This window comes from Eubacterium sp. AM05-23, from assembly GCF_003477535.1.
In the GTDB taxonomy this organism is placed as follows: Bacteria; Bacillota; Clostridia; order Eubacteriales; family Eubacteriaceae; genus Eubacterium; species Eubacterium maltosivorans.
The window spans coordinates 36142-54774 of record NZ_QUDF01000007.1; the positions used below are offsets into that span (position 1 = coordinate 36142).

Genomic DNA, 18633 nt, shown 5'->3' on the forward strand with positions numbered 1-18633 from the left:
TGGAGTAAAAAGTAAATGGACTTCCCATACGAAAAACAATGCAGCGTCTGCGGCATGATCTATGAGGACCACCAGCCCATTGAGCAGGAACCCTTTGTATGCCGATACTGCAGACAACAGCTTAAGGAAAAACACCATGAAAAAAAGAAATTCGATTCCAGATCGGGTGGACCTTCTCCGGGACATTAAGACCCTGTCCGCTTTAAAACGGCGTTTTCTGAGTCAGAATTCCTGGGCAACCCAGGCCATCGAAGACGCCGTCTATGTCATGGAAAAAGAAATTGTGAGGTTAAAACATGATCAAAATCAACAAACTTGAAATCGAAAACGTCAAGCGCATCAAAGCCGTAAAGGTGGAGCCCACCAAAGACGGCCTGACCATCATCGGCGGGAAGAACAACCAGGGAAAGACCTCGGTACTCGACGCCATTGCCTGGGCCCTGGGCGGGGAGAAGTACCGTCCGTCCAAGGCTGTCCGGGACGGGTCCGTCATCCCGCCGAACCTGCATGTCGTCCTGTCAAACGGGATCGTCGTGGACCGCAAGGGCGTCAACAGCGCCCTGAAAGTCACCGACCCGGCAGGAAAGAAAGCCGGCCAACAGCTGCTCAACAGCTTTGTGGAACAGCTGGCCCTGGACCTCCCGCGGTTCATGGAAGCAAACGACAAAGAAAAGGCCGACACCCTGCTGCAGATCATCGGCGTGGAAGACCAGCTTCTGGAGCTGACCCACGAAGAAAACGAGCTGTACAACCGGCGCCGGATGATCGGCCAGATTGCCGACCAGAAAAAGAAGTTTGCCAAAGAACAGCCCTATTTTCCCGACGCCCCCAAAGAACCCGTTTCCGCCAGCGACCTGATCAAAGCACAGCAGGAAATCCTGGCCAGAAACGGTGAGAACCAACGCAAACGGGACAGCCTGAAAGACATCACCGACAGTAAAGAACGTCTTTGGAATAAGATGCTAATCATTGAGCAGAAAATCGCAGACCTTCAAAAACAACAGGAAGCGCTCCAGAAACAATACCATCAAGCACGGGAAGATGAAGACATGGCCATGAAAACCGTTCAGGAGCTCCAGGACGAATCCACCGAGGAACTGGAACAGAACATTGCCAACATCGAAGAAATCAACCGCAAAGTCCGGGCCAACCTGGACAAAGACAAGGCTGAGCAGGATGCCCTGGACTATGAAAACCAGTACCGGGAACTGACCGCCACCCTGGAGGATACCAGGCAGAAAAAGACCGATCTGCTCAAAAACGCCGATCTGCCGCTGCCCGGCCTGTCCGTTGAGGACGGCAAGCTGACCTACAACGGTTATCCCTGGGACAACCTCTCCGGTTCCGATCAGCTCAAGGTGGCCACCGCCATTGTCCGGAAACTCAACCCCGAGTGCGGGTTTGTCCTCATTGACAAGCTGGAACAGATGGACCTTGACAGCCTGAAAGCTTTTGGCGACTGGCTGAAACAGGAAGGGCTCCAGGCCATTGCCACCCGGGTCTCCACCGGCGAAGAGTGCAGCATCATCATCGAAGACGGCTACGGCGGCGATCTTTCTCCTGAAAAAGAAACAGAACCGCCAAAAGAACAGAAATGGAAAGCAGGTGAGTTTTGATGGAAATCATCACAGGAAAAATCCAGACCGCTAAAAAAGTGGCCGTGTATGGCCCCGAAGGCATTGGCAAGTCCACCTTCGCCGCCCAGTTTCCCGATCCCCTTTTTATCGACACCGAGGGGAGTACCAACGACATGGACGTCAAGCGCCTGCAGCGGCCCAGCAGCTGGACCATGCTCATGGAACAGGTGAATTATGTCAAGAAAACGCCAGGGCTTTGCAAAACCCTGGTCCTCGACACCGCCGACTGGGCCGAGATGCTGTGCATGAACGAAGTCTGCGCGAAAGCCCAGAAAAAAGGCATCGAAGACTTTGGCTACGGCAAAGGCTATGTCTACTTATCCGAGGAATTCGGAAGACTTTTAAACCTTTTGGAAGAAATCGTGCGCTCCGGCATCCACGTGGTCTTAAACGCCCACGCCTTGATCCGGAAGTTCGACCAGCCCGATGAGATGGGCTCCTATGACCGGTGGGAGTTAAAGCTGCAGAAGAAAACCGCCCCTCTGGTCAAGGAATGGGCCGATATGCTGCTCTTTGCCAACTACAAGGTCTATGTGGTCAACGTGGACGGCCAGGGCGCAGAAAAAGGCAAAAACAAAGCCTCTGGGGGCAAGCGCGTCATGTACACCAGCCATATGCCGAGCTGGGACGCCAAAAACCGCCAGGGCCTGCCCCCAGAACTGCCCTTTGAGTACGCCCAGATCGCCCATATCATCGAGGGCGTAAAGACAGCGCCGGCTCAGGGACAGCAGAAAAATTTGCAGCTGGCAACGGTTAAAACGCAGACCGAGACGCCAAACACACCACCAGAGAATCGATTGAGATACTGGTACAACAAAGAAACGGATACGGCATCTTATACGGCCGACGGCAGTCAACCAAGTGATCCCGCATTGAGTGAAGTCACCAAGGAAGAGTATGACGCGTTTATGCAGTATAAAGAAGCTCTGGAAGGAATTGAAACGTCCGCAATCGAAACCTTGGGCGATCCCGATTTCCATGAGATCCCCGAGACCGCCCCCGGCATCCCCAGAGCCCTGGCCGACCTGATGCAGGAAAACCAGGTAACCGAAGGGGAAATTCAGGCCGTTGTGGCCCTGAAAGGCTATTACCCCAAAGACACCCCCATTGCCAACTACGAACCCGACTTTGTGAGTGGCGTTCTGGTCGGGGCGTGGCCACAGGTATTTTCAATGATAAAACAAACACGAAAAGGAGCATAAACAATGATTGATAACAACACACAAATGATGGAAGACAGAGAACTTGACTGGGACGATGAGATTGAGCACGACAGTCCCGATTTTATCTTACTGCCCGAAGGCGATTATGATTTTGAGGTCGTGGAAATGGAGCGCGGCCGCTATCAGGGAGGTGACAAAATCCCGCCCTGCAATAAGGCGACCGTCCACTTGAAAATCGAGACCCCGGATGGCATTAACATTATCAGGCATCCACTTTTTATGCACACCGCAACCGAAGGGCTGCTCTGCGCTTTCTTTATGGGGATCGGGCAGCGCAAAAAAGGCGAGAAGCTGCGCATGAACTGGCCGGCAGTGGTCGGTTCCCGCGGCCGGGCAAAGGTCGGCATCCGAAAATGGACCGATGACAAAGGCCAGGAACATGAGATGAATCAGATCAAGCGTTTCTATGAGCCCGAAGACCCGGCGCCCTTTGAAGCCAAACAGACCAGCTTCACCCCGGGGGCCTTCTGATGGAGCTGCGACCCTATCAGCAGGCATCCAAAGCTGCGGTCTTTAAAGAATGGGAACAGGGGCACCAGAAAACACTGCTGGTGCTCCCCACCGGCACCGGCAAGACCATTGTCTTTTCCAAAATCATCGAAGACTGTGTCCGCCAGGGTGACCGTGCCCTGGTTTTAGCGCATCGCGGTGAGCTTTTGGATCAGGCCGCCGACAAGCTGCAGCAGTCCACAGGCCTTCACTGCGCCACCGAAAAAGCTGAGCAGACCTGTCTGGGCAGCTGGTTTCGCGTGGTGGTCGGCTCTGTCCAGACCCTCATGCAGAAAAAGCGCCTGCGGCAGTTTCCAAAGGACTATTTTCAGACCATCATCGTGGACGAAGCCCACCACTGCATTTCCGACAGCTACCAGAATGTTTTGAACTACTTTGATCAGGCCAAAGTCCTGGGCGTGACCGCCACCCCCGACCGCGGGGATATGCGCAACCTGGGCACCTACTTTGAGTCTTTGGCCTACGAGTACACCCTGCCCAAAGCCATCAAAGAAGGCTACCTCAGCCCCATCAAGGCCATCACCATTCCCCTCAAACTGGACCTGTCCGCGGTCAGGCAGCAGGCCGGAGACTTCAAGGCCAGCGACCTGGGCACCGCGCTTGACCCGTATCTGGTTCAGATCGCCGCCGAGATGCAGAAAAACTGCGCAAATCGAAAGACCGTGGTTTTCCTGCCTCTGGTCAAAACCAGCCAGAAGTTCAGAGACATCTTAAACACCATGGGCTTTCAGGCCGCCGAGGTCAATGGCAGCAGCCAAGACCGGGCCGAAGTTTTAAAGGATTTTGAAGAGAACAAATATAACGTGCTCTGCAACAGCATGCTGTTAACCGAAGGCTGGGACTGCCCCTCCGTGGACTGCATTGTGGTCTTAAGGCCCACCAAGGTCCGCAGCCTGTACTGTCAGATGGTCGGGCGGGGAACAAGGCTCAGTCCCGGGAAAGACCATCTTTTATTGTTGGATTTTCTCTGGCATACCGAACGCCATGAGCTGTGCCATCCGGCCAACCTGATCTGCGAGAGCGAGGAAGTGGCCAAAAAGATGACCGAAAACATCGAAGCTGCCGGCGGGCCCGTGGACATCGAGGAAGCCGAAAAACAGGCCGCTGAGGACGTGGTGGCCCAAAGAGAGGAAGCCCTGGCAAAACAATTACAGGAAATGAAAAAACGCAAGCGCAAGCTGGTGGACCCATTACAATTCGAGATGAGCATCCAGGCAGAAGATCTGGCGAGCTACAGTCCGTCCTTTGGCTGGGAGATGGGGCCGCCGTCCGATAAACAGGTCAAAGCCCTTGAGAAACTGGGAATTTATCCGGATCAGATCGACAACGCTGGAAAGGCGGCTTTATTACTGGACCGTCTTAATAAACGTCGCGTTGAAGGTCTGACGACCCCGAAACAGATTCGTTTTTTGGAAGGCCGCGGTTTTGACCACGTCGGCGCCTGGAATTTTGACACCGCCAGACACCTCATTGACCGGATTGCCGCCAACGGCTGGCGCATTCCGCCGGAGATCGATCCGGCCACCTATAAAGGAGTATAAAGTATGGAAAAACAGCGTTTACCCGAATTATTAGAATACATTGACCCCGCGATGCTGGATTACCAGGACTGGGTAAACGTCGGCATGGCGCTCAAGGAAGAGGGCTGCAGCGTCTCCGACTGGGAAGACTGGAGCCAGCGTGACCGCGCAAGGTACCACGCCGGGGAGTGTGAAAAGAAGTGGCACAGCTTCAAGGGCACCGGAACCCCGGTCACCGGGGGCACCATCGTGCAGCTGGCCAGAGAGCACGGCTGGTCCCCGGCCGTCTCCGGCCATGAGCTGGACTGGGACGATGAGATCAGCGATGACGAACTGGTCATTGTGGATAAAAACTGGATGGAATCCCAGGAGATCACCGAACCCCAGGAATGGAACCCGGTCGCAGAACTGGTGCGTTACCTGAGCACCCTCTTTGAGTCCACCGAAAACGTGGGCTATGTGACCGAGAGCTGGGAGAAAGATGGCAAGTACCTGCCCTCAAAGGGCTGCTGGGACCGGACCGCCGGAGAACTCATTGAGCAGCTCCAGAAGTGTAAAGGGGATATCGGCGCCGTGCTGGGGGATTACAAGCCCGAGGTGGGGGCCTGGATACGGTTTAACCCTCTGGATGGAAACGGCATTAAAAACGAAAATGTGACCGATTTCCGCTATGCCCTGGTGGAATCCGACAACATGGACATCGGCGCCCAGAACGCCATCATTCGCGAGCTGGAGCTGCCCGTGGCCTGCCTGGTCTACAGCGGCGGCAAAAGCGTCCACGCCATTGTAAGAATCGACGCCGGAGATTACAGTGAGTACCGCAAACGCGTGGATTACCTGTATGACGTCTGTAAAAAGAACGGCCTGAAAATCGACAGCCAGAACCGGAACCCCTCAAGACTTTCAAGAATGCCCGGCATCATGCGGGGGCAGCACAAACAATTCCTGATTGATACTAATATCGGGAAAGAATCCTGGGCCGAATGGCAGGAATGGATCGAGGGTGTCAACGACGACCTTCCCGAGCCCGAGAGCATGGCCTCAGTCTGGGATCACCTCCCAGAACTCTCGCCCCCTTTAATTCAAAACGTCTTGCGCATGGGGCATAAACTGCTGCTGGCCGGTCCCTCAAAAGCCGGGAAGTCCTTTGCCCTGATTGAGCTGTGCATTGCCATTGCCGAGGGGCGGAAGTGGTTAGAGTGGCCCTGTAAAAAAGGCAAAGTGCTCTACGTCAACCTGGAGCTGGACCGGGCCAGCTGCCTGCACCGGTTCAAGGACGTGTACCAGGCCTTAAATTTAAAACCCGAAAACCTGGCAAACATTGACATCTGGAACCTGAGAGGAAAGTCCGTGCCCATGGACAAGCTGGCCCCGAAACTCATCCGGAGAGCCGCCAAAAAGGACTACATCGCCGTGGTCATTGACCCCATCTACAAAGTTATCACTGGAGACGAGAACAGCGCAGACCAGATGGCCACCTTCTGCAACCAGTTTGACAAAATCTGTACCGAGCTGGGCACAGCCGTCATCTACTGCCACCATCATTCAAAAGGCAGCCAGGGCGGCAAGCGTGCCATGGACCGTGCCAGCGGGTCCGGCGTTTTCGCCAGAGACCCCGATGCCCTTCTGGATCTGATCGAACTGGAACTGAACGACAACATCCTCACCCAGGAACGCAATAAAGCCGCCTGTAAGGCCATTGAACGCTATCTGAACAGCAATGCCGTTAACTGGGAAAAGGACGCCTCACAGGACGATCTGCTAAGCAAACGGGCCATGCAGGAGCTGGCCGAGATCCATCTGAGCCGGGCACAGTACAAAGACCTTCAAAAGGTCATTGACGCAGCTGAGCAGAGCGTTGACCAGCTGACCGCCTGGCGGATTGACGGCACCCTCCGGGAGTTCCCGAAATTCCAGCCTGTGAACCTCTGGTTTGACTACCCGGTGCACCAGATCGACCCGACCGGCGCCCTGAAAGACATTGATCCCGAAGGGGACGCTCCGCCCTGGAAAAAGAATTTTTCAAAGAAAAAGACCCCGGAAGAGCGGAAGGAAGAAAAGCGCCAGGAGCTTGAAATTGCCTTTGAAGCCTGCAGCATCGAAGGCCGGATTACCATCCAGTCTTTGTCTGAATTTCTCGGGGTGAGTGAAAAAACAACACGCAGGCGGGTGCAGGAGCACGGTGGATTTTGGATTGACAACAGCGAAGTCGGAAGGAAATAGGCAGGGACAAACCGGAAATTTGTCCGTCCCTGTCCTTTGGACAAACACGAAAGGACAATTGTCCGAAAATCGGGACAAAGTCGAGAAAACACCGATAATTTCCCGGATAGGGACAAAGTCGGTAAAAATCCCTCTTTGTCCCAGGGACAGACAAACTATATATATTACATATATATACAGTGTCCCTGTCCCAACAGGTCAGCGGGGGAAGTAAGGCGGGCTTAAGCACGGCCCGCCCTACTCCTTCCTCCCCTGTCCACTGACAAAGAAGTTTTGACTGAAAAAAGGAAACTTTAGAAAGGTGAAGCGCATGAGCAAGACTATTTATAACGAGCATCGCTACACGGAAGGGTATATCAACCCAACCGCCGGACAGGCGATTGAAAATATTGAGCGCGAAGAGCGCAGGAAACTAAAAGATAAAAAACCGCCGGAAAACCGGCAGAAGGGAAAAGACCATGACCATCAACTCAAGGAATAAGGGGAAGCGCGGCGAGCTGGAGTTTGCGAAGCTCTGCCAGAAGCAGGGCTACACAGACAGCCGGCGTGGGCAGCAGTACAGCGGCATCGAAGGCGAGGACGTCGTGGGCCTGCCCGGCATTCACGTGGAAGTCAAGCGTGTGGAGTCCCTGAACATTGAAAAGGCCCTGCAGCAGGCCATCCGGGATGCCGGTGACTTGATCCCCATTGTGGCCCACCGGAAAAACCGAGAGGACTGGAAGATCACCATGCCGGCAGCCTTCTGGTTTGAGCTTTACAAAGCATGGGAGGAGAAACAAAATGACTGAAAACCAGCAAAAATACGCCGATCTGATCAAGCATGCGCTGGAAAGCGATCGAACCATGATTCTGATCGAGCCCATGAAAATGGCCCTAATGGAGGCGCTCCGGGTGCACGTGCAGCCAAAGGGAGAAAAACGCCGGTCCTTTGACGCCATTGTGCCCACAGAAAAGGGGAACTGGGATGTGGCGGTGAAGAATCTGAGGACGCGGATTAATCATGTGTATGGGGGTAAGGTTGTATGAGACCGGTCCTTAAATATCCCGGTGCTAAGTGGAATCTGTCCAGCTGGATTATTAGCCACATGCCACCCCACGAGAGCTACCTGGAGCCATATTTCGGCAGTGGCGCGGTGTTTTTTAACAAAGAACCCGCGCGGATTGAGACGATTAATGATATGGACGGCGAAATCGTGAACTTTTTTAGTGTTTGCAGAGAGCATCCAGAGGAACTGGCCAGGGCGATCAATCTTACACCGTGGGCAAGGCAGGAGTTAAAGGAGAGTCAAGTGGTTGCCGATGATCCGGTAGAACGTGCAAGAAGGACGGCAGTTGGCTGCTATATGACATTTGGAGCCAGAAGGTGTAGCCGAAGTTTTCGTCATACTACCAGCAAAACAAAAAATGGCGGGCCGGATAACGCGAAGCTTTGGAGTAAGCTGCCGGAAACCATCATACAGGTGGCACAGCGTTTAAAAGATGCTCAAATTGAAAACCGACCTGCGATTGATTTAATAGAGAGTTTTAACGGACCGGAGGTGTTAACCTATCTGGATCCGCCATACATGAAAGCTACCCGAACCCTAAACGGAGACCAATATTACCATGAAATGGATGACGCGGATCATGAAGTCCTTTTGAACACCATCATAAATTATCGCGGCAAAATTATCCTTTCTGGATATGACAATGCCCTTTACAATGATTATTTAAAAGGCTGGGAAAAGCGTAGTATCAAAAGCCAAATTGAGCGCGGTGGTACCCGGACAGAAATCCTTTGGATGAATTTTGAACCAGAAATGAAGCAGATGAAAATGGAGGTGCTATTATGATTAAACTCGATCCAACAAAAATATACTACTTGTCCCATCCGTGCACGAGTGTGGGGATGATGGCAGAAAACAAGAACCATGAGCAGGAGTGTGCAGATGACATCTTGGGCGCCCAAGAAGGCGTTTCGTACCGGAGCCGACCATGGAAGAATAAGATCAAGCTGATCCGGCCCTTGACCGTGATCCCAGAGTGCATGCCGGGATATGAAGCCATGAAACGGTGCGTGCTGCTTCTGGCGGCCTGTGATGCCATCATCATGTGCGGCGACTGGAAACAGTCAGAAGGCTGTAAAATGGAGTTGCAGGCCGCGAAGGCAAATGGGCTTGAAGTTCTGTATTATGGGCAGGTGGTGAAAGATTAGCCTATGAATCCAACCGAGATTAAAGCAGAATTGGAACGGCTGAACAAAGTCCGCCTGGACATTTTGAAATATCAAGGCCCAGAGAGGGTGAAGTCAGAGACAAGTTATGTTGACGCAGATAGTATCCATGGGAACCATCGTCGGGCGGCGATTGATATTTTTGAGGAATATCAGCGTGTTACAGACAGGATGGATGCCCTGAGACAAGAGCTTAAAGACTGTGTTGACCGTTTTGAAAGCTTAGCAGAGAAAGTATTGTTTCTAGTGAATGTATATGGCATGACGCAGAAAGAGGCGGCAGAGTATCTGGATTATAGTTACAGCCATGTGCGGCGTATTTACTCACAAGCTGAAAATGATACAAATCATGATACATTTTATGATACAAAGTGAGGGATAAAAAACATCCGATATGTGGTATAATGGCGTTAACAAGAGTGTAATCAAGAGGCCACGGCAGGAGCTGTGGTCTTTTTTCGTACGTAAAAAAGAGAGGTGAGGTGGTTGCCGGACACAAGAGATTTAGCTTATCAGGATTATCTCGATGGCATGAAATACAAAGATATCGCGAAAAAATATGGTGTCAGCCTGTCCGCTGTAAAGTCCTGGGCAGCACGATACTGGAAAAAAGAAAGTTGCAACCCTGCGACCAAAAAAGTTGCAACCAAAAGGAAAGACCAGAAGATTATCACTGAAGAAGTTGATCAGGTCATGGGCAATAATGGTCTCACCGATAAACAGCGCCTGTTTTGCTTGTGTTATATTCGGTGCTTCAACGCAACGAAAGCAGCCATAAAAGCCGGGTATAGCACAGAAACAGCCTACTCCATTGGCTTTGAGAACCTGAAAAAACCTGAAATTAAGGCAGAAATAGAACGCCTTAAGCAGAACCGCCTGAACCGGGAGTTATTGTCCGAGGACGATTTGTTTCAAAAGTACATGGACATCGCCTTTTCCGACATGACAGATTATGCGAGCTTTGGACCCGGCGGCGTTGTTTTAAAAGATTCCGGACAGGTAGACGGCACGCTGATCACCGAGGTCAAGGAAGGAAAAACCGGCGTATCTGTGAAACTGGCCGACCGGATGCAGGCACTCAAATGGCTGACGGACCGATATACAAGTTTTAACCCTGAGCAGCAGGCGCGGATCGACAAATATAAGGCTGAGACCGCTAAGGTCGAGCACGGCGGCGACATTGGAGGTGTGGTGATTGTCAATGACATCCCAAAACCAGACACCGGTTAAACTGACATCCCTGATCGCGCCCTCTTTTCACGGTCTGCACTGGGATATTTTAGAGCACAAGCACACACATTACAAACTGGCCGGGGGCCGCGGATCAACAAAGTCATCGTTCATCAGCCTGGAGATCATTTTGGGAATGATGCAGGACCCGGAGGCGAACGCCATTGCGATGCGGAAAGTTGGCCGCTTTCTGGAAGAGTCCGTCTTCGAGCAGCTGCGCTGGGCCATTGAGGTGCTGGGTGTTTCCGACAAATGGAAAGTCCGGTTCTCGCCGCTGGGGCTATCCTATCTCCCGTTTGGGAATAAGATCATTTTTCGTGGCGCCGATGATCCTCAAAAGATTAAATCCGTAAAGATCAAAAACGGCTATTTTAAATACATCTGGTTTGAAGAACGCTCCGAGTTTGACGGACCAGAGGAAGAAAGAACCATCCTCCAGTCCCTGATGCGCGGCGGTACCGACTACTATGTCTTTTATTCCTGGAACCCGCCCAAAAGCATCAATAGCTGGGTGAATCAGGACGTCCTTCTGGAGCGGCCCGACACCATTGTGAGCCATACCGATTACCGAACCGTCCCGAGGGATTGGCTTGGTGAACAATTTTTCATCGAGGCCGAGCATCTGCGGGACACAAAGCCAAAAGCCTATGAACACGAATATTTAGGCGTAGCCACCGGCACCGGCGGAGCCGTCTTTGAGAATGTCACCGTTCGAGCCATTACCGATGAAGAGCTGTCCCGTTTTGACCGGATCAAAAACGGTCTGGACTTTGGCTATGGCGCAGACCCACTCGCCTATATCAAAATGCACTACAACAAGACGCGAAAACGTCTTTTTTTATTTGGTGAAATCTACGCCGTAAAACTGGGGAATACCAAAGCCGCCCGGGAGATCCGCAAGCTAAACCCACTCAATCATTACATAACAGCCGATTCAGAAGAGCCACGCGCCATTGCAGCCCTCAATGAACTGGGGCTTCGTGTCATTGGCGCGAAGAAAGGCCCGGGGTCTGTAGATTATGGGATGGAGTTCCTGTCCGATGAACTGGAAGAAATCATCATTGATCCAAAACGCTGCCCCAATGCTGCCCGGGAGTTTACCAGCTATGAGCTGGAGCAGGATAAAGACGGAAATTTCAAGGGCAGCTACCCAGACAAGAACAACCATACCATTGACGCTGTGCGGTATGGGATGGAAGATTCCATGACCAGAAGAAAAGCGAAGATAAAAAATAAAGCCCGCGCCGGGCTGCGTTAAGGAAGTGATATTATGCAGGACTTTACCATGCCCGCAGAAAAATTTGACGAACAAAACATTGATAAGCAGGCCATCCGGCATCTGATCCTCAAACACCGATCCGGCATTGAGCGCCTGCAGAAGCTGAAGAACTACTATGAGGGCAGGCATCAGATACTGAACGATATTGACCGCGAGAATAAACTGGTATGCAATCATGCCAAAGATATTGCAGACACGGCCAGCGCCTACTTTATTGGCAATCCGGTCTCCTATAAAGCCGAGGCGGACATCACGAAGCTGACAGAAGCACTGGAAAGCGCAGGATCGGATGAAGCCGACGGGGACAATGGCCTGGACCTGTCCATCTATGGCCGGGCCTATGAATACATCTATGCCAAAGAAGGCGAGACAGAGCTTCAGATCAAAAACCTCAGTCCTAAAAATACTTTCATGGTTTACGATGACAGCATTGAGCAGAATGAGCTCTTTGCTGTTTATTATTATGCAAAAGTCGATTCTACCGACAAAACCAACACCGTATACGTGGCGACTGTTGTGACCCGAAATTTTAAATATGTTATGGATATTCAGGACATTGAGGGCCCACAGGCGTTGACAGAAGACGCAAATCCCCATTTTATGGACGCAGTCCCCATCATCGAATACCGCAATAATAAGCTGGGCATTGGAGACTATGAGCTGCAAATCCCCTTGATCGATGCCTACAACGCGCTCATGAGCGACCGTATCACCGACAAGGAACAGTTTATTGACGCAATCCTTGCTCTTTACGGCGCCCTGCTTTCAGATGAGGATGACGAAAAAGAGGGTGATGGAAAGGGAAACGAGGCAGCCAGAAAGCGGCTGAATCAGGAAAAGCTGCTTGAATTGCCCGCCGATGCAAAAGCCGAATATCTCACCCGCACCTTTGACGAGGCCGGCGTTGAAATCCTGAAAAAAGCCATTGAGCAGGATATCCACAAATTCAGCCATATCCCGTGTCTGACCGATGAGGCGTTCGGCGGCAACGTTTCTGGTGTGGCCATGGAGTTCAAGTTACTGGGCATGGAGAACATCACCAAGATCAAGACCCGATACTACAAAAAAGGCCTCCGGAAACGGCTTCGTATTTTTGCGAACTTCCTCGGTAAAAAAGCCGTTTCAATCGATGTTTCAGGTGTTTCGCCGGTTTTCACACGGGCGATGCCTAAAAATTTACTGGAGATCAGCCAATACGTGGCGAACCTCTGGGGGAAGGTCAGTAAAAAGACGCTGCTGTCCCAGGTGCCCTTTGTCGATGATCCCGATGAAGAGCTTAAAGCTGTACAGCAGGAAGAAAAAGAGAACCTCCAAAAGCAAAAGGAAATCTTCGGTAATGAATCGAACACACGGCCTGAAGTAGAGGACGAGGAAGATGACGAAGCATAGGCTTTCCTATTGGGAGCAGCGGCAAGTTCAGAACATGTACCATTACATGGAAAAGGCTGAGGACGCCGCCGATCAGATCGCGAAGCTGTACCAAAAGGCTTCTGGATACATCAGCCATCAGGCAGACGCAATTTTCGATAAATATCAGACAAAGCACCGTCTGACTGAAGCAGAAGCTTACCGCCTGATTAATCAGCTGCAGGATAAGGCATCTCTGGATGAACTGCTTCAAAAGCTCAGAAATGGCGAGGATCATCGGAAAGAACTGCTTGCAAAGCTGGAAGCACCAGCCTATCAGGCCCGCCTTGAACGCTTGAAGCAGCTGCAAAACCAGATTGACCAGATCATGACCGAGGTATACGATCAGGAAAAACAGAAAAACCGCAGCCATTATGTGGACCTTGGCAATGAAGCCTACTACCGGGGCATCTTTGATCTCCAGCAGCAGGCAGAGGCGGCCTTTGGGTTTTCCTACATTTCAGCCAAACAGATTGAGGTGGCCATCAACCGAAAATGGTCTGGAAAAAACTATTCTGAACGCATCTGGAAGAATACCCGGCTGTTAGCACAGGAACTGAAGCAGGAGCTGCTCATCAACCTGGTCACTGGCCGCACGAACCGGGAAGTGGCCGAGATCATACAAAACAAGTTCGGTAAAGGAGCCAGCAAAGCAAGACGCCTCGTCCGAACCGAGAGCAACTATCTGGCTACGGAATTGAATTTTAAAGCCTACGAGGAATGCGGCGTCGAGAAATACCAGTACCTGGCAACCCTCGACCTGCGCACCTCTGAAATATGCCGAGGTCTGGACGGTAAACTGTTTCTGGTAAAGGACCGCAAAGCTGGCGTGAACTGCCCGCCAATGCACCCCTGGTGCCGGTCAACAACCATTTCAGTGGTGGAAGAATCTTTGATCGCCAAAATGCAGCGCTCCGCCATCGACCCTGCCACGGGCAAACGCATCAAGGTGACACGCTCCATGAACTATGAACAATGGTACGACAAATACGTGAGGGGTAAGCCAGCGGTTGAACGGGAAGAAAAGAAACTAAAAAATCGTTCAGCTGACCGTTCACAGCACAAAAAATACCGAAAGGTCCTTGCAGACGAAGTGCCTGAAAACCTGGATAAATTCCAGGAAATGAAGTATAATAATAGTGAACGCTGGACAGAACTTAAAGAGGCATACCGAGATGTTAATTGGCAGCGTAAAGCGCTGAAAAATCATGCTTTTGGTTCTGAAAGGGCAGCGCCTTTCAATGGGCCGCCGAACAGCGTTTATGATAAATATAAAGACGGCCAGCTTGTACAGAGACGGTATTATGGCCGGACTGGAAAGCCAAGGCTTGATATTGACGTTTCGGATCACGGAAATGCTAAACGGCATCCCGTTGTGCCCCACAAACATGGGTGGCAGGAATTTGAGGATGGAAGTATCAAACGAAGCGATGCGCATGACGTTTCCTTAAAGCTTGGCGACAGAATTGCCAATAAGGATATTTTGAGAGGAGGGAATAACAATGATTGATGGAAAAGATTTTGCAAGGCTTGAAAGTCTTCAGGAATTGAAATGGGCAATTGATACCGGCCTTGATATTGAGTTTTATCTTTATGGCACCCGATACAATATTTCCACCAATGGCACCCCTTTCATCGCGATCTGTCCGGATGGCGATGGTATTTACTATCAGAACGCGCAGGATATGATCGAACATCATACCGTCAATGGGAAATCCCTGAAAGATATCTGGCAAGATTTTGAAGTAATAGGAATGTGATAAAAAGGACTATAACCGCTGAATAAACTTCAGTGGTTTTTTTATACCCAAAATCAGGAAAGGCAGGTGAGGGACATGCTGTTAAAATGCGGTAAAGGCGGCAAAAAAGGCAGAGGGAAGTAGGAGGTGATCCGATATCTCCCATAAGGCGCAGGGTAATGCGCCTTTTTTCATGCTCCGAAACGAGGGTAAACTATGAAATTTAAGTGCAACGGCTTGGGCTTTGAACGAGCCGGGGCAGAAAGGAACCCGAATGAAATACCCAAACGATGAACTGATTCCCATGAATCTGCAGCTTTTCGCTGAGGACGCCGCCGACAATGGAGGGGACGGAGCAGGCGAAGGGATAGATAATGCAGCGGGCGCAGAAAGCGCTCCCGAAGACAAACCGCAGGAAAAGCCGCCAAAAACCTTTGAGGAAATTTTGAGCAATAAGGATTATCAAGCTGAGTTTGACCGAAGGGTGCAGAAAGCCCTGGAGACGCAGCGTTCTAAGTTAGAGGTGCTCTTTGATGAAAAGGCCACCGAGGCCGAGAAACTGGCAAAAATGACTGAAAAGGAAAAGGCGCAGTACCTGCAGCAGAAAAAAGAAAAAGAAATGGCTGACCGAGAAGCCGCGATCACAAAACGCGAGCTGGCAGCAGAGGCAAAGAACACCCTGGCTGAGAAAAAGCTGCCGGCCAGTCTGGCAGAGGTGCTTAACTATTCAAACGCCGATGCCTGCAAACAGTCCATTGAAGCTGTTGAAAAAGCTTTTAAGGAAGCCGTTGAGGCTTCTGTGGAAGAACGGCTTAAGGGCGACAAACCACCAAAGAAAGCCCCGTCACGGGACGACACCGACCTTGCAAAACAGGTCGAAAACCTGATGATGGGAAAAGTATAAATATAAATTGAAAGGAAGTATAAATTATGGCAATTAACACATTAGCAACCGCGACACTATTTCAGAACACACTGGATAAAGTCGCCATTCAGGACGCCGTGACCGGCTGGATGGACGCCAACGCCGGCCAGGTGATTTACAATGGGGGCGCAGAAGTCAAGATTCCAAAAATGTCTGTACAGGGCATGGGGGACTATGACCGGGATAACGGTTATGTGCAGGGCGGGGTAACCCTCACCTACGAAACCAGGACCATGACCCAGGATCGCGGCCGCAAGTTCCAACTGGACCCCATGGATATCAACGAAAACAATTTTGTCACCACGGCAGCATCTGTTATGGGTGAGTTTCAGCGAATGCACGTGGTTCCGGAAATTGACGCCTACCGTATTTCCAAAATCGCATCTGAAACCATTACCGCCAACAAAGCAGGGATGATTGACTATGGCTACACTCCCGGCGCAGCGAACACCTCCGCACTGAGAAAGGTAAAAGAGGGCATTAAAGCCGTCCGTGAAGCCGGTTATAATGGCCCGTTGGTGATTCATGCGACACCGGGTTTCATCCTGGAACTGGAGATTGAGCTGGCCGGAAAGATTATGGCCGTCACCTTTTCCAAGGGCGGTATTAATACCCAGGTGCCCTCCATTGACGGCGTACCGATTATCGCGACGCCAGCCAACCGGATGTACTCTGCAATCAGCATCAATGACGGCACCACCTCCGGACAGGAAGCGGGCGGCTACGCGAAAGGAACGAAAGCGCTGGATCTGAACTTTGTGGTCCTGCCAACAGCGACTCCGATCGCCATCACCAAACAGGATATCATGCGCATCTTCGACCCAACCATTAACCAGAGGCTCAACGCCTGGCAGATGGATTACCGCCGTTTTCACGATATCTGGGTACTGGATAATAAGCTGGACTCCATCTACCTGAGCATTAAAGACGCCAAGCCGTCAGCCTGATGGAGGGATAAACCATGAGACTGATTCGAAAGAACGTTGAGCGTGTCGCCGTTACAGAAGCCCAGATTGAAAAACTGAAAGCCTTGGGATTCCGGCCGATTGGCGGGGATGCCGCAGAGATCGTTCAGGCGGCCGCAGACATCAACACAAAAACAGTGGCGGAATTAAAAGCCATTGCCAAAGAAAAAGAAATTGAAGGTTACTCTAGTCTTACAAAAGAGGAGCTTCTGGCGGTTTTGAAGGACGTGGTTTAAGTGACAGAGGCTGAAAAGATTAAACTGCTGACTGGGGAGAGTGACGCCGCGTTACTCTCTTTTTTACTGGAGGATGCGGAAAGCTTTGTGCTCGGATATACCAACCGAACCAAGCTTATTCCGCCCCTTGAGAAACCGGTGCGGGATTTAGCAGTGATTGCTCTTAACCGCATAGGTACAGAGGGTGAAAATAGTAGAAGTGAAGGCGGGGAAAGTTATAACTTTGATGGCGCGCCAAAACACATTTACGATGTGTTAAATCGTTACCGCCTGGTTCGTGTAGGAGGGAGAACCTATGAGAATAAAACGCAGCCGTCTGAAAGCGTACAGTCATCGGAGTAAAAGCCTGCAAAAGGATAGCGAGGGCAACACCTACACCGATTATGGTGATGCGACTTCTTTTAAGGCGGAGCTCTGGCCGGGCGGCGGCAAGCTGCAGGCAGAGCTGTACGGTGAGCGTCTGTCGAATATCCGAAACCTGCGGCTTGAAGGCCCTTATACCATCACGACGGATTCAAAAGATGTGGTGCACTATGTTTTTGAGGACGGACCGGATATTGTGGAAGGGGACGGCCTTTGCCTGTATGTTGGCCCAGACCGCCCGCCAGATTACAAAATTATCGCCGCGAAGCCCTACAAAATTTTGTGGTTGGAGGCGGAAAAGATATGATTCTGGGCGCATTAGAGCTTGAAAAGAAGCTGAGGGCACTGTCTGAAATGGAGCTGCGGCAAGGCATTGAAAAAGGGATTTCCTTTGTCCAGGAGGACGCAAAGGCCAATTGCCCGGTGTACGACGGCGAACTGCGTGAAAGCATCTTCACAGAAGTGGAAAAACGGGAGGACTTGATTCGGGGAACCTGCTACACCAACAAACGGTATGCGCCCTATGTCGAGTTTGGCACCGGCCCCAAAGGCCAGGCCGATCATGACGGCATCTCCCCGGATGTCGCGGTGTCCTACAGTCAAACCGGCTGGTGGATTCACGAAAGCCAGATCGGGCGGGATGTTGCTGAGCGTTATCACTTTTTCCATATCGACACGGAAAACGGGCGCTTTTATAAGTGCTACGGCCAGGCGGCCCAGCCTTTTATGTACCCGGCGCTGAAGAACAATGAAGACGCCATTTTGAAGATCATCGCGCGATCTGCAAAGGAGCAGTTATGAAAAATGTAAAAGATCAGGTTTATGCGGCCCTGGATGCCGCTTTTGACAATGTGTCCGATCAGTACCCAAAGGACTGGGCGGCCTTCCCAGTGATCCAGTACATTGAGGAAGACAACAAGGTTTATGAAAAAACCGACAAAGAAGATAAGGCGTATGTGCGCTATAAAGTCGATATCTGGCACAACCGGTCCACCTCTCCGGAGGCCATCAAAGTGGATAAGGCGCTGGCGGCCCTCGGACTGGTTCGGACCTTGTGCCAGGATACCCCGGACCCATCGGGGCTAAAGCATAAAGTCATGCGCTATGAGGCCATCATCGACATGGAGAGTGACGATGTTTACTGGCCGAATTAAATGAAAAGGA

Annotated in this window: 24 protein-coding genes; all 24 read left to right on the plus strand. The window is 51.3% G+C overall.

Annotated elements, in window-relative coordinates:
* The first annotated feature begins 136 nt into the window (after nt 1–136).
* The 24 genes from DW091_RS10870 to DW091_RS10980 all read left to right on the plus strand — a co-directional run bounded on the left by DW091_RS10870 (nt 137) and on the right by DW091_RS10980 (nt 18623).
* Nucleotides 137–319 carry a hypothetical protein gene (locus DW091_RS10870; protein ID WP_073383738.1) on the plus strand — a complete coding sequence of 61 codons (183 nt, stop codon included), beginning with the start codon at nt 137–139 and terminating at the stop codon, nt 317–319.
* The gene (locus tag DW091_RS10875) at nt 297–1616 is read left to right on the plus strand and encodes an AAA family ATPase (RefSeq protein ID WP_073383740.1); all 1320 of its coding nucleotides are present in this window, start codon (nt 297–299) and stop codon (nt 1614–1616) included. Before DW091_RS10870 ends, DW091_RS10875 begins: the two co-directional genes overlap by 23 nt.
* Nucleotides 1616–2839 carry an ATP-binding protein gene (locus DW091_RS10880; protein ID WP_073383742.1) on the plus strand — a complete coding sequence of 408 codons (1224 nt, stop codon included), beginning with the start codon at nt 1616–1618 and terminating at the stop codon, nt 2837–2839. Before DW091_RS10875 ends, DW091_RS10880 begins: the two co-directional genes overlap by 1 nt.
* A gap of 3 nt (nt 2840–2842) precedes the next feature.
* The gene (locus DW091_RS10885) at nt 2843–3331 is read left to right on the plus strand and encodes a DUF669 domain-containing protein (RefSeq protein WP_224168781.1); all 489 of its coding nucleotides are present in this window, start codon (nt 2843–2845) and stop codon (nt 3329–3331) included.
* Nucleotides 3331–4911, plus strand: a complete 1581-nt coding sequence (locus DW091_RS10890; protein ID WP_073383745.1) for a DEAD/DEAH box helicase — start codon at nt 3331–3333, stop codon at nt 4909–4911. The genes DW091_RS10885 and DW091_RS10890 overlap by 1 nt, the downstream gene beginning before the upstream one ends.
* A 3-nt stretch (nt 4912–4914) precedes the next feature.
* Nucleotides 4915–7113, plus strand: a complete 2199-nt coding sequence (locus DW091_RS10895) for an AAA family ATPase (protein WP_118518151.1) — start codon at nt 4915–4917, stop codon at nt 7111–7113.
* Between the two features lie 310 nt (nt 7114–7423).
* Entirely contained in the window at nt 7424–7594 is a 171-nt protein-coding gene (locus DW091_RS20145) for a hypothetical protein (RefSeq protein ID WP_158577872.1), read from the plus strand.
* Nucleotides 7572–7901 (plus strand): hypothetical protein, encoded by a 330-nt coding sequence (locus DW091_RS10900; protein ID WP_187367891.1) that lies wholly within the window; start codon nt 7572–7574, stop codon nt 7899–7901. The genes DW091_RS20145 and DW091_RS10900 overlap by 23 nt, the downstream gene beginning before the upstream one ends.
* Nucleotides 7894–8139, plus strand: a complete 246-nt coding sequence (locus DW091_RS10905) for a hypothetical protein (protein ID WP_073383750.1) — start codon at nt 7894–7896, stop codon at nt 8137–8139. Before DW091_RS10900 ends, DW091_RS10905 begins: the two co-directional genes overlap by 8 nt.
* The gene (locus DW091_RS10910; RefSeq protein ID WP_073383753.1) at nt 8136–8945 is read left to right on the plus strand and encodes a DNA adenine methylase; all 810 of its coding nucleotides are present in this window, start codon (nt 8136–8138) and stop codon (nt 8943–8945) included. The genes DW091_RS10905 and DW091_RS10910 overlap by 4 nt, the downstream gene beginning before the upstream one ends.
* Nucleotides 8942–9307, plus strand: a complete 366-nt coding sequence (locus DW091_RS10915) for a DUF4406 domain-containing protein (RefSeq protein WP_073383755.1) — start codon at nt 8942–8944, stop codon at nt 9305–9307. Before DW091_RS10910 ends, DW091_RS10915 begins: the two co-directional genes overlap by 4 nt.
* Before the next feature lie 3 nt (nt 9308–9310).
* Nucleotides 9311–9700 (plus strand): sigma-70 family RNA polymerase sigma factor, encoded by a 390-nt coding sequence (locus tag DW091_RS10920; protein WP_118518152.1) that lies wholly within the window; start codon nt 9311–9313, stop codon nt 9698–9700.
* Between the two features lie 111 nt (nt 9701–9811).
* Nucleotides 9812–10555: a terminase small subunit gene (locus DW091_RS10925; RefSeq protein ID WP_224168782.1), complete on the plus strand. Its 744-nt coding sequence runs from the start codon at nt 9812–9814 to the stop codon at nt 10553–10555.
* On the plus strand, nt 10527–11813 hold the full coding sequence (locus tag DW091_RS10930) for a PBSX family phage terminase large subunit (protein WP_118518153.1): 1287 nt from the start codon (nt 10527–10529) through the stop codon (nt 11811–11813). Before DW091_RS10925 ends, DW091_RS10930 begins: the two co-directional genes overlap by 29 nt.
* A gap of 12 nt (nt 11814–11825) precedes the next feature.
* The gene (locus DW091_RS10935; RefSeq protein WP_224168783.1) at nt 11826–13223 is read left to right on the plus strand and encodes a phage portal protein; all 1398 of its coding nucleotides are present in this window, start codon (nt 11826–11828) and stop codon (nt 13221–13223) included.
* On the plus strand, nt 13210–14751 hold the full coding sequence (locus tag DW091_RS10940) for a minor capsid protein (RefSeq protein WP_187368465.1): 1542 nt from the start codon (nt 13210–13212) through the stop codon (nt 14749–14751). The genes DW091_RS10935 and DW091_RS10940 overlap by 14 nt, the downstream gene beginning before the upstream one ends.
* Nucleotides 14744–15001 (plus strand): hypothetical protein, encoded by a 258-nt coding sequence (locus tag DW091_RS10945; RefSeq protein ID WP_118518155.1) that lies wholly within the window; start codon nt 14744–14746, stop codon nt 14999–15001. Before DW091_RS10940 ends, DW091_RS10945 begins: the two co-directional genes overlap by 8 nt.
* Before the next feature lie 253 nt (nt 15002–15254).
* Complete coding sequence (locus DW091_RS10950) at nt 15255–15884, plus strand: DUF4355 domain-containing protein (protein ID WP_224168784.1); 630 nt, start codon at nt 15255–15257, stop codon at nt 15882–15884.
* Between the two features lie 26 nt (nt 15885–15910).
* Nucleotides 15911–16852: a hypothetical protein gene (locus DW091_RS10955; RefSeq protein WP_118518156.1), complete on the plus strand. Its 942-nt coding sequence runs from the start codon at nt 15911–15913 to the stop codon at nt 16850–16852.
* A gap of 14 nt (nt 16853–16866) precedes the next feature.
* Entirely contained in the window at nt 16867–17106 is a 240-nt protein-coding gene (locus DW091_RS10960) for a Rho termination factor N-terminal domain-containing protein (protein WP_118518157.1), read from the plus strand.
* Nucleotides 17107–17448: a phage head-tail connector protein gene (locus tag DW091_RS10965; protein ID WP_118518158.1), complete on the plus strand. Its 342-nt coding sequence runs from the start codon at nt 17107–17109 to the stop codon at nt 17446–17448.
* The gene (locus DW091_RS10970; RefSeq protein WP_118518159.1) at nt 17402–17776 is read left to right on the plus strand and encodes a hypothetical protein; all 375 of its coding nucleotides are present in this window, start codon (nt 17402–17404) and stop codon (nt 17774–17776) included. The genes DW091_RS10965 and DW091_RS10970 overlap by 47 nt, the downstream gene beginning before the upstream one ends.
* Nucleotides 17773–18270 carry an HK97-gp10 family putative phage morphogenesis protein gene (locus DW091_RS10975; protein WP_118518160.1) on the plus strand — a complete coding sequence of 166 codons (498 nt, stop codon included), beginning with the start codon at nt 17773–17775 and terminating at the stop codon, nt 18268–18270. Before DW091_RS10970 ends, DW091_RS10975 begins: the two co-directional genes overlap by 4 nt.
* Entirely contained in the window at nt 18267–18623 is a 357-nt protein-coding gene (locus tag DW091_RS10980; RefSeq protein ID WP_118518161.1) for a hypothetical protein, read from the plus strand. Before DW091_RS10975 ends, DW091_RS10980 begins: the two co-directional genes overlap by 4 nt.
* Nucleotides 18624–18633: the final 10 nt, after the last annotated feature.

Bases quoted from the DNA above. Each gene is read 5' to 3' on its own strand.
- DW091_RS10920 (WP_118518152.1), top strand. From the start codon at position 9,311: ATGAATCCAACCGAGATTAAAGCAGAATTGGAACGGCTGAACAAAGTC.
- DW091_RS10895 (WP_118518151.1), top strand. From the start codon at position 4,915: ATGGAAAAACAGCGTTTACCCGAATTATTAGAATACATTGACCCCGCG.
- DW091_RS10875 (WP_073383740.1), top strand. From the start codon at position 297: ATGATCAAAATCAACAAACTTGAAATCGAAAACGTCAAGCGCATCAAA.
- DW091_RS10945 (WP_118518155.1), top strand. From the start codon at position 14,744: ATGATTGATGGAAAAGATTTTGCAAGGCTTGAAAGTCTTCAGGAATTG.
- DW091_RS10955 (WP_118518156.1), top strand. From the start codon at position 15,911: ATGGCAATTAACACATTAGCAACCGCGACACTATTTCAGAACACACTG.
- DW091_RS10880 (WP_073383742.1), top strand. From the start codon at position 1,616: ATGGAAATCATCACAGGAAAAATCCAGACCGCTAAAAAAGTGGCCGTG.
- DW091_RS10950 (WP_224168784.1), top strand. From the start codon at position 15,255: ATGAAATACCCAAACGATGAACTGATTCCCATGAATCTGCAGCTTTTC.
- DW091_RS10970 (WP_118518159.1), top strand. From the start codon at position 17,402: ATGAGAATAAAACGCAGCCGTCTGAAAGCGTACAGTCATCGGAGTAAA.
- DW091_RS10870 (WP_073383738.1), top strand. From the start codon at position 137: ATGAAAAAAAGAAATTCGATTCCAGATCGGGTGGACCTTCTCCGGGAC.
- DW091_RS10940 (WP_187368465.1), top strand. From the start codon at position 13,210: ATGACGAAGCATAGGCTTTCCTATTGGGAGCAGCGGCAAGTTCAGAAC.
- DW091_RS10915 (WP_073383755.1), top strand. From the start codon at position 8,942: ATGATTAAACTCGATCCAACAAAAATATACTACTTGTCCCATCCGTGC.
- DW091_RS10960 (WP_118518157.1), top strand. From the start codon at position 16,867: ATGAGACTGATTCGAAAGAACGTTGAGCGTGTCGCCGTTACAGAAGCC.
- DW091_RS20145 (WP_158577872.1), top strand. From the start codon at position 7,424: ATGAGCAAGACTATTTATAACGAGCATCGCTACACGGAAGGGTATATC.
- DW091_RS10900 (WP_187367891.1), top strand. From the start codon at position 7,572: ATGACCATCAACTCAAGGAATAAGGGGAAGCGCGGCGAGCTGGAGTTT.
- DW091_RS10905 (WP_073383750.1), top strand. From the start codon at position 7,894: ATGACTGAAAACCAGCAAAAATACGCCGATCTGATCAAGCATGCGCTG.
- DW091_RS10910 (WP_073383753.1), top strand. From the start codon at position 8,136: ATGAGACCGGTCCTTAAATATCCCGGTGCTAAGTGGAATCTGTCCAGC.
- DW091_RS10930 (WP_118518153.1), top strand. From the start codon at position 10,527: ATGACATCCCAAAACCAGACACCGGTTAAACTGACATCCCTGATCGCG.
- DW091_RS10890 (WP_073383745.1), top strand. From the start codon at position 3,331: ATGGAGCTGCGACCCTATCAGCAGGCATCCAAAGCTGCGGTCTTTAAA.
- DW091_RS10980 (WP_118518161.1), top strand. From the start codon at position 18,267: ATGAAAAATGTAAAAGATCAGGTTTATGCGGCCCTGGATGCCGCTTTT.
- DW091_RS10935 (WP_224168783.1), top strand. From the start codon at position 11,826: ATGCAGGACTTTACCATGCCCGCAGAAAAATTTGACGAACAAAACATT.
- DW091_RS10885 (WP_224168781.1), top strand. From the start codon at position 2,843: ATGATTGATAACAACACACAAATGATGGAAGACAGAGAACTTGACTGG.
- DW091_RS10975 (WP_118518160.1), top strand. From the start codon at position 17,773: ATGATTCTGGGCGCATTAGAGCTTGAAAAGAAGCTGAGGGCACTGTCT.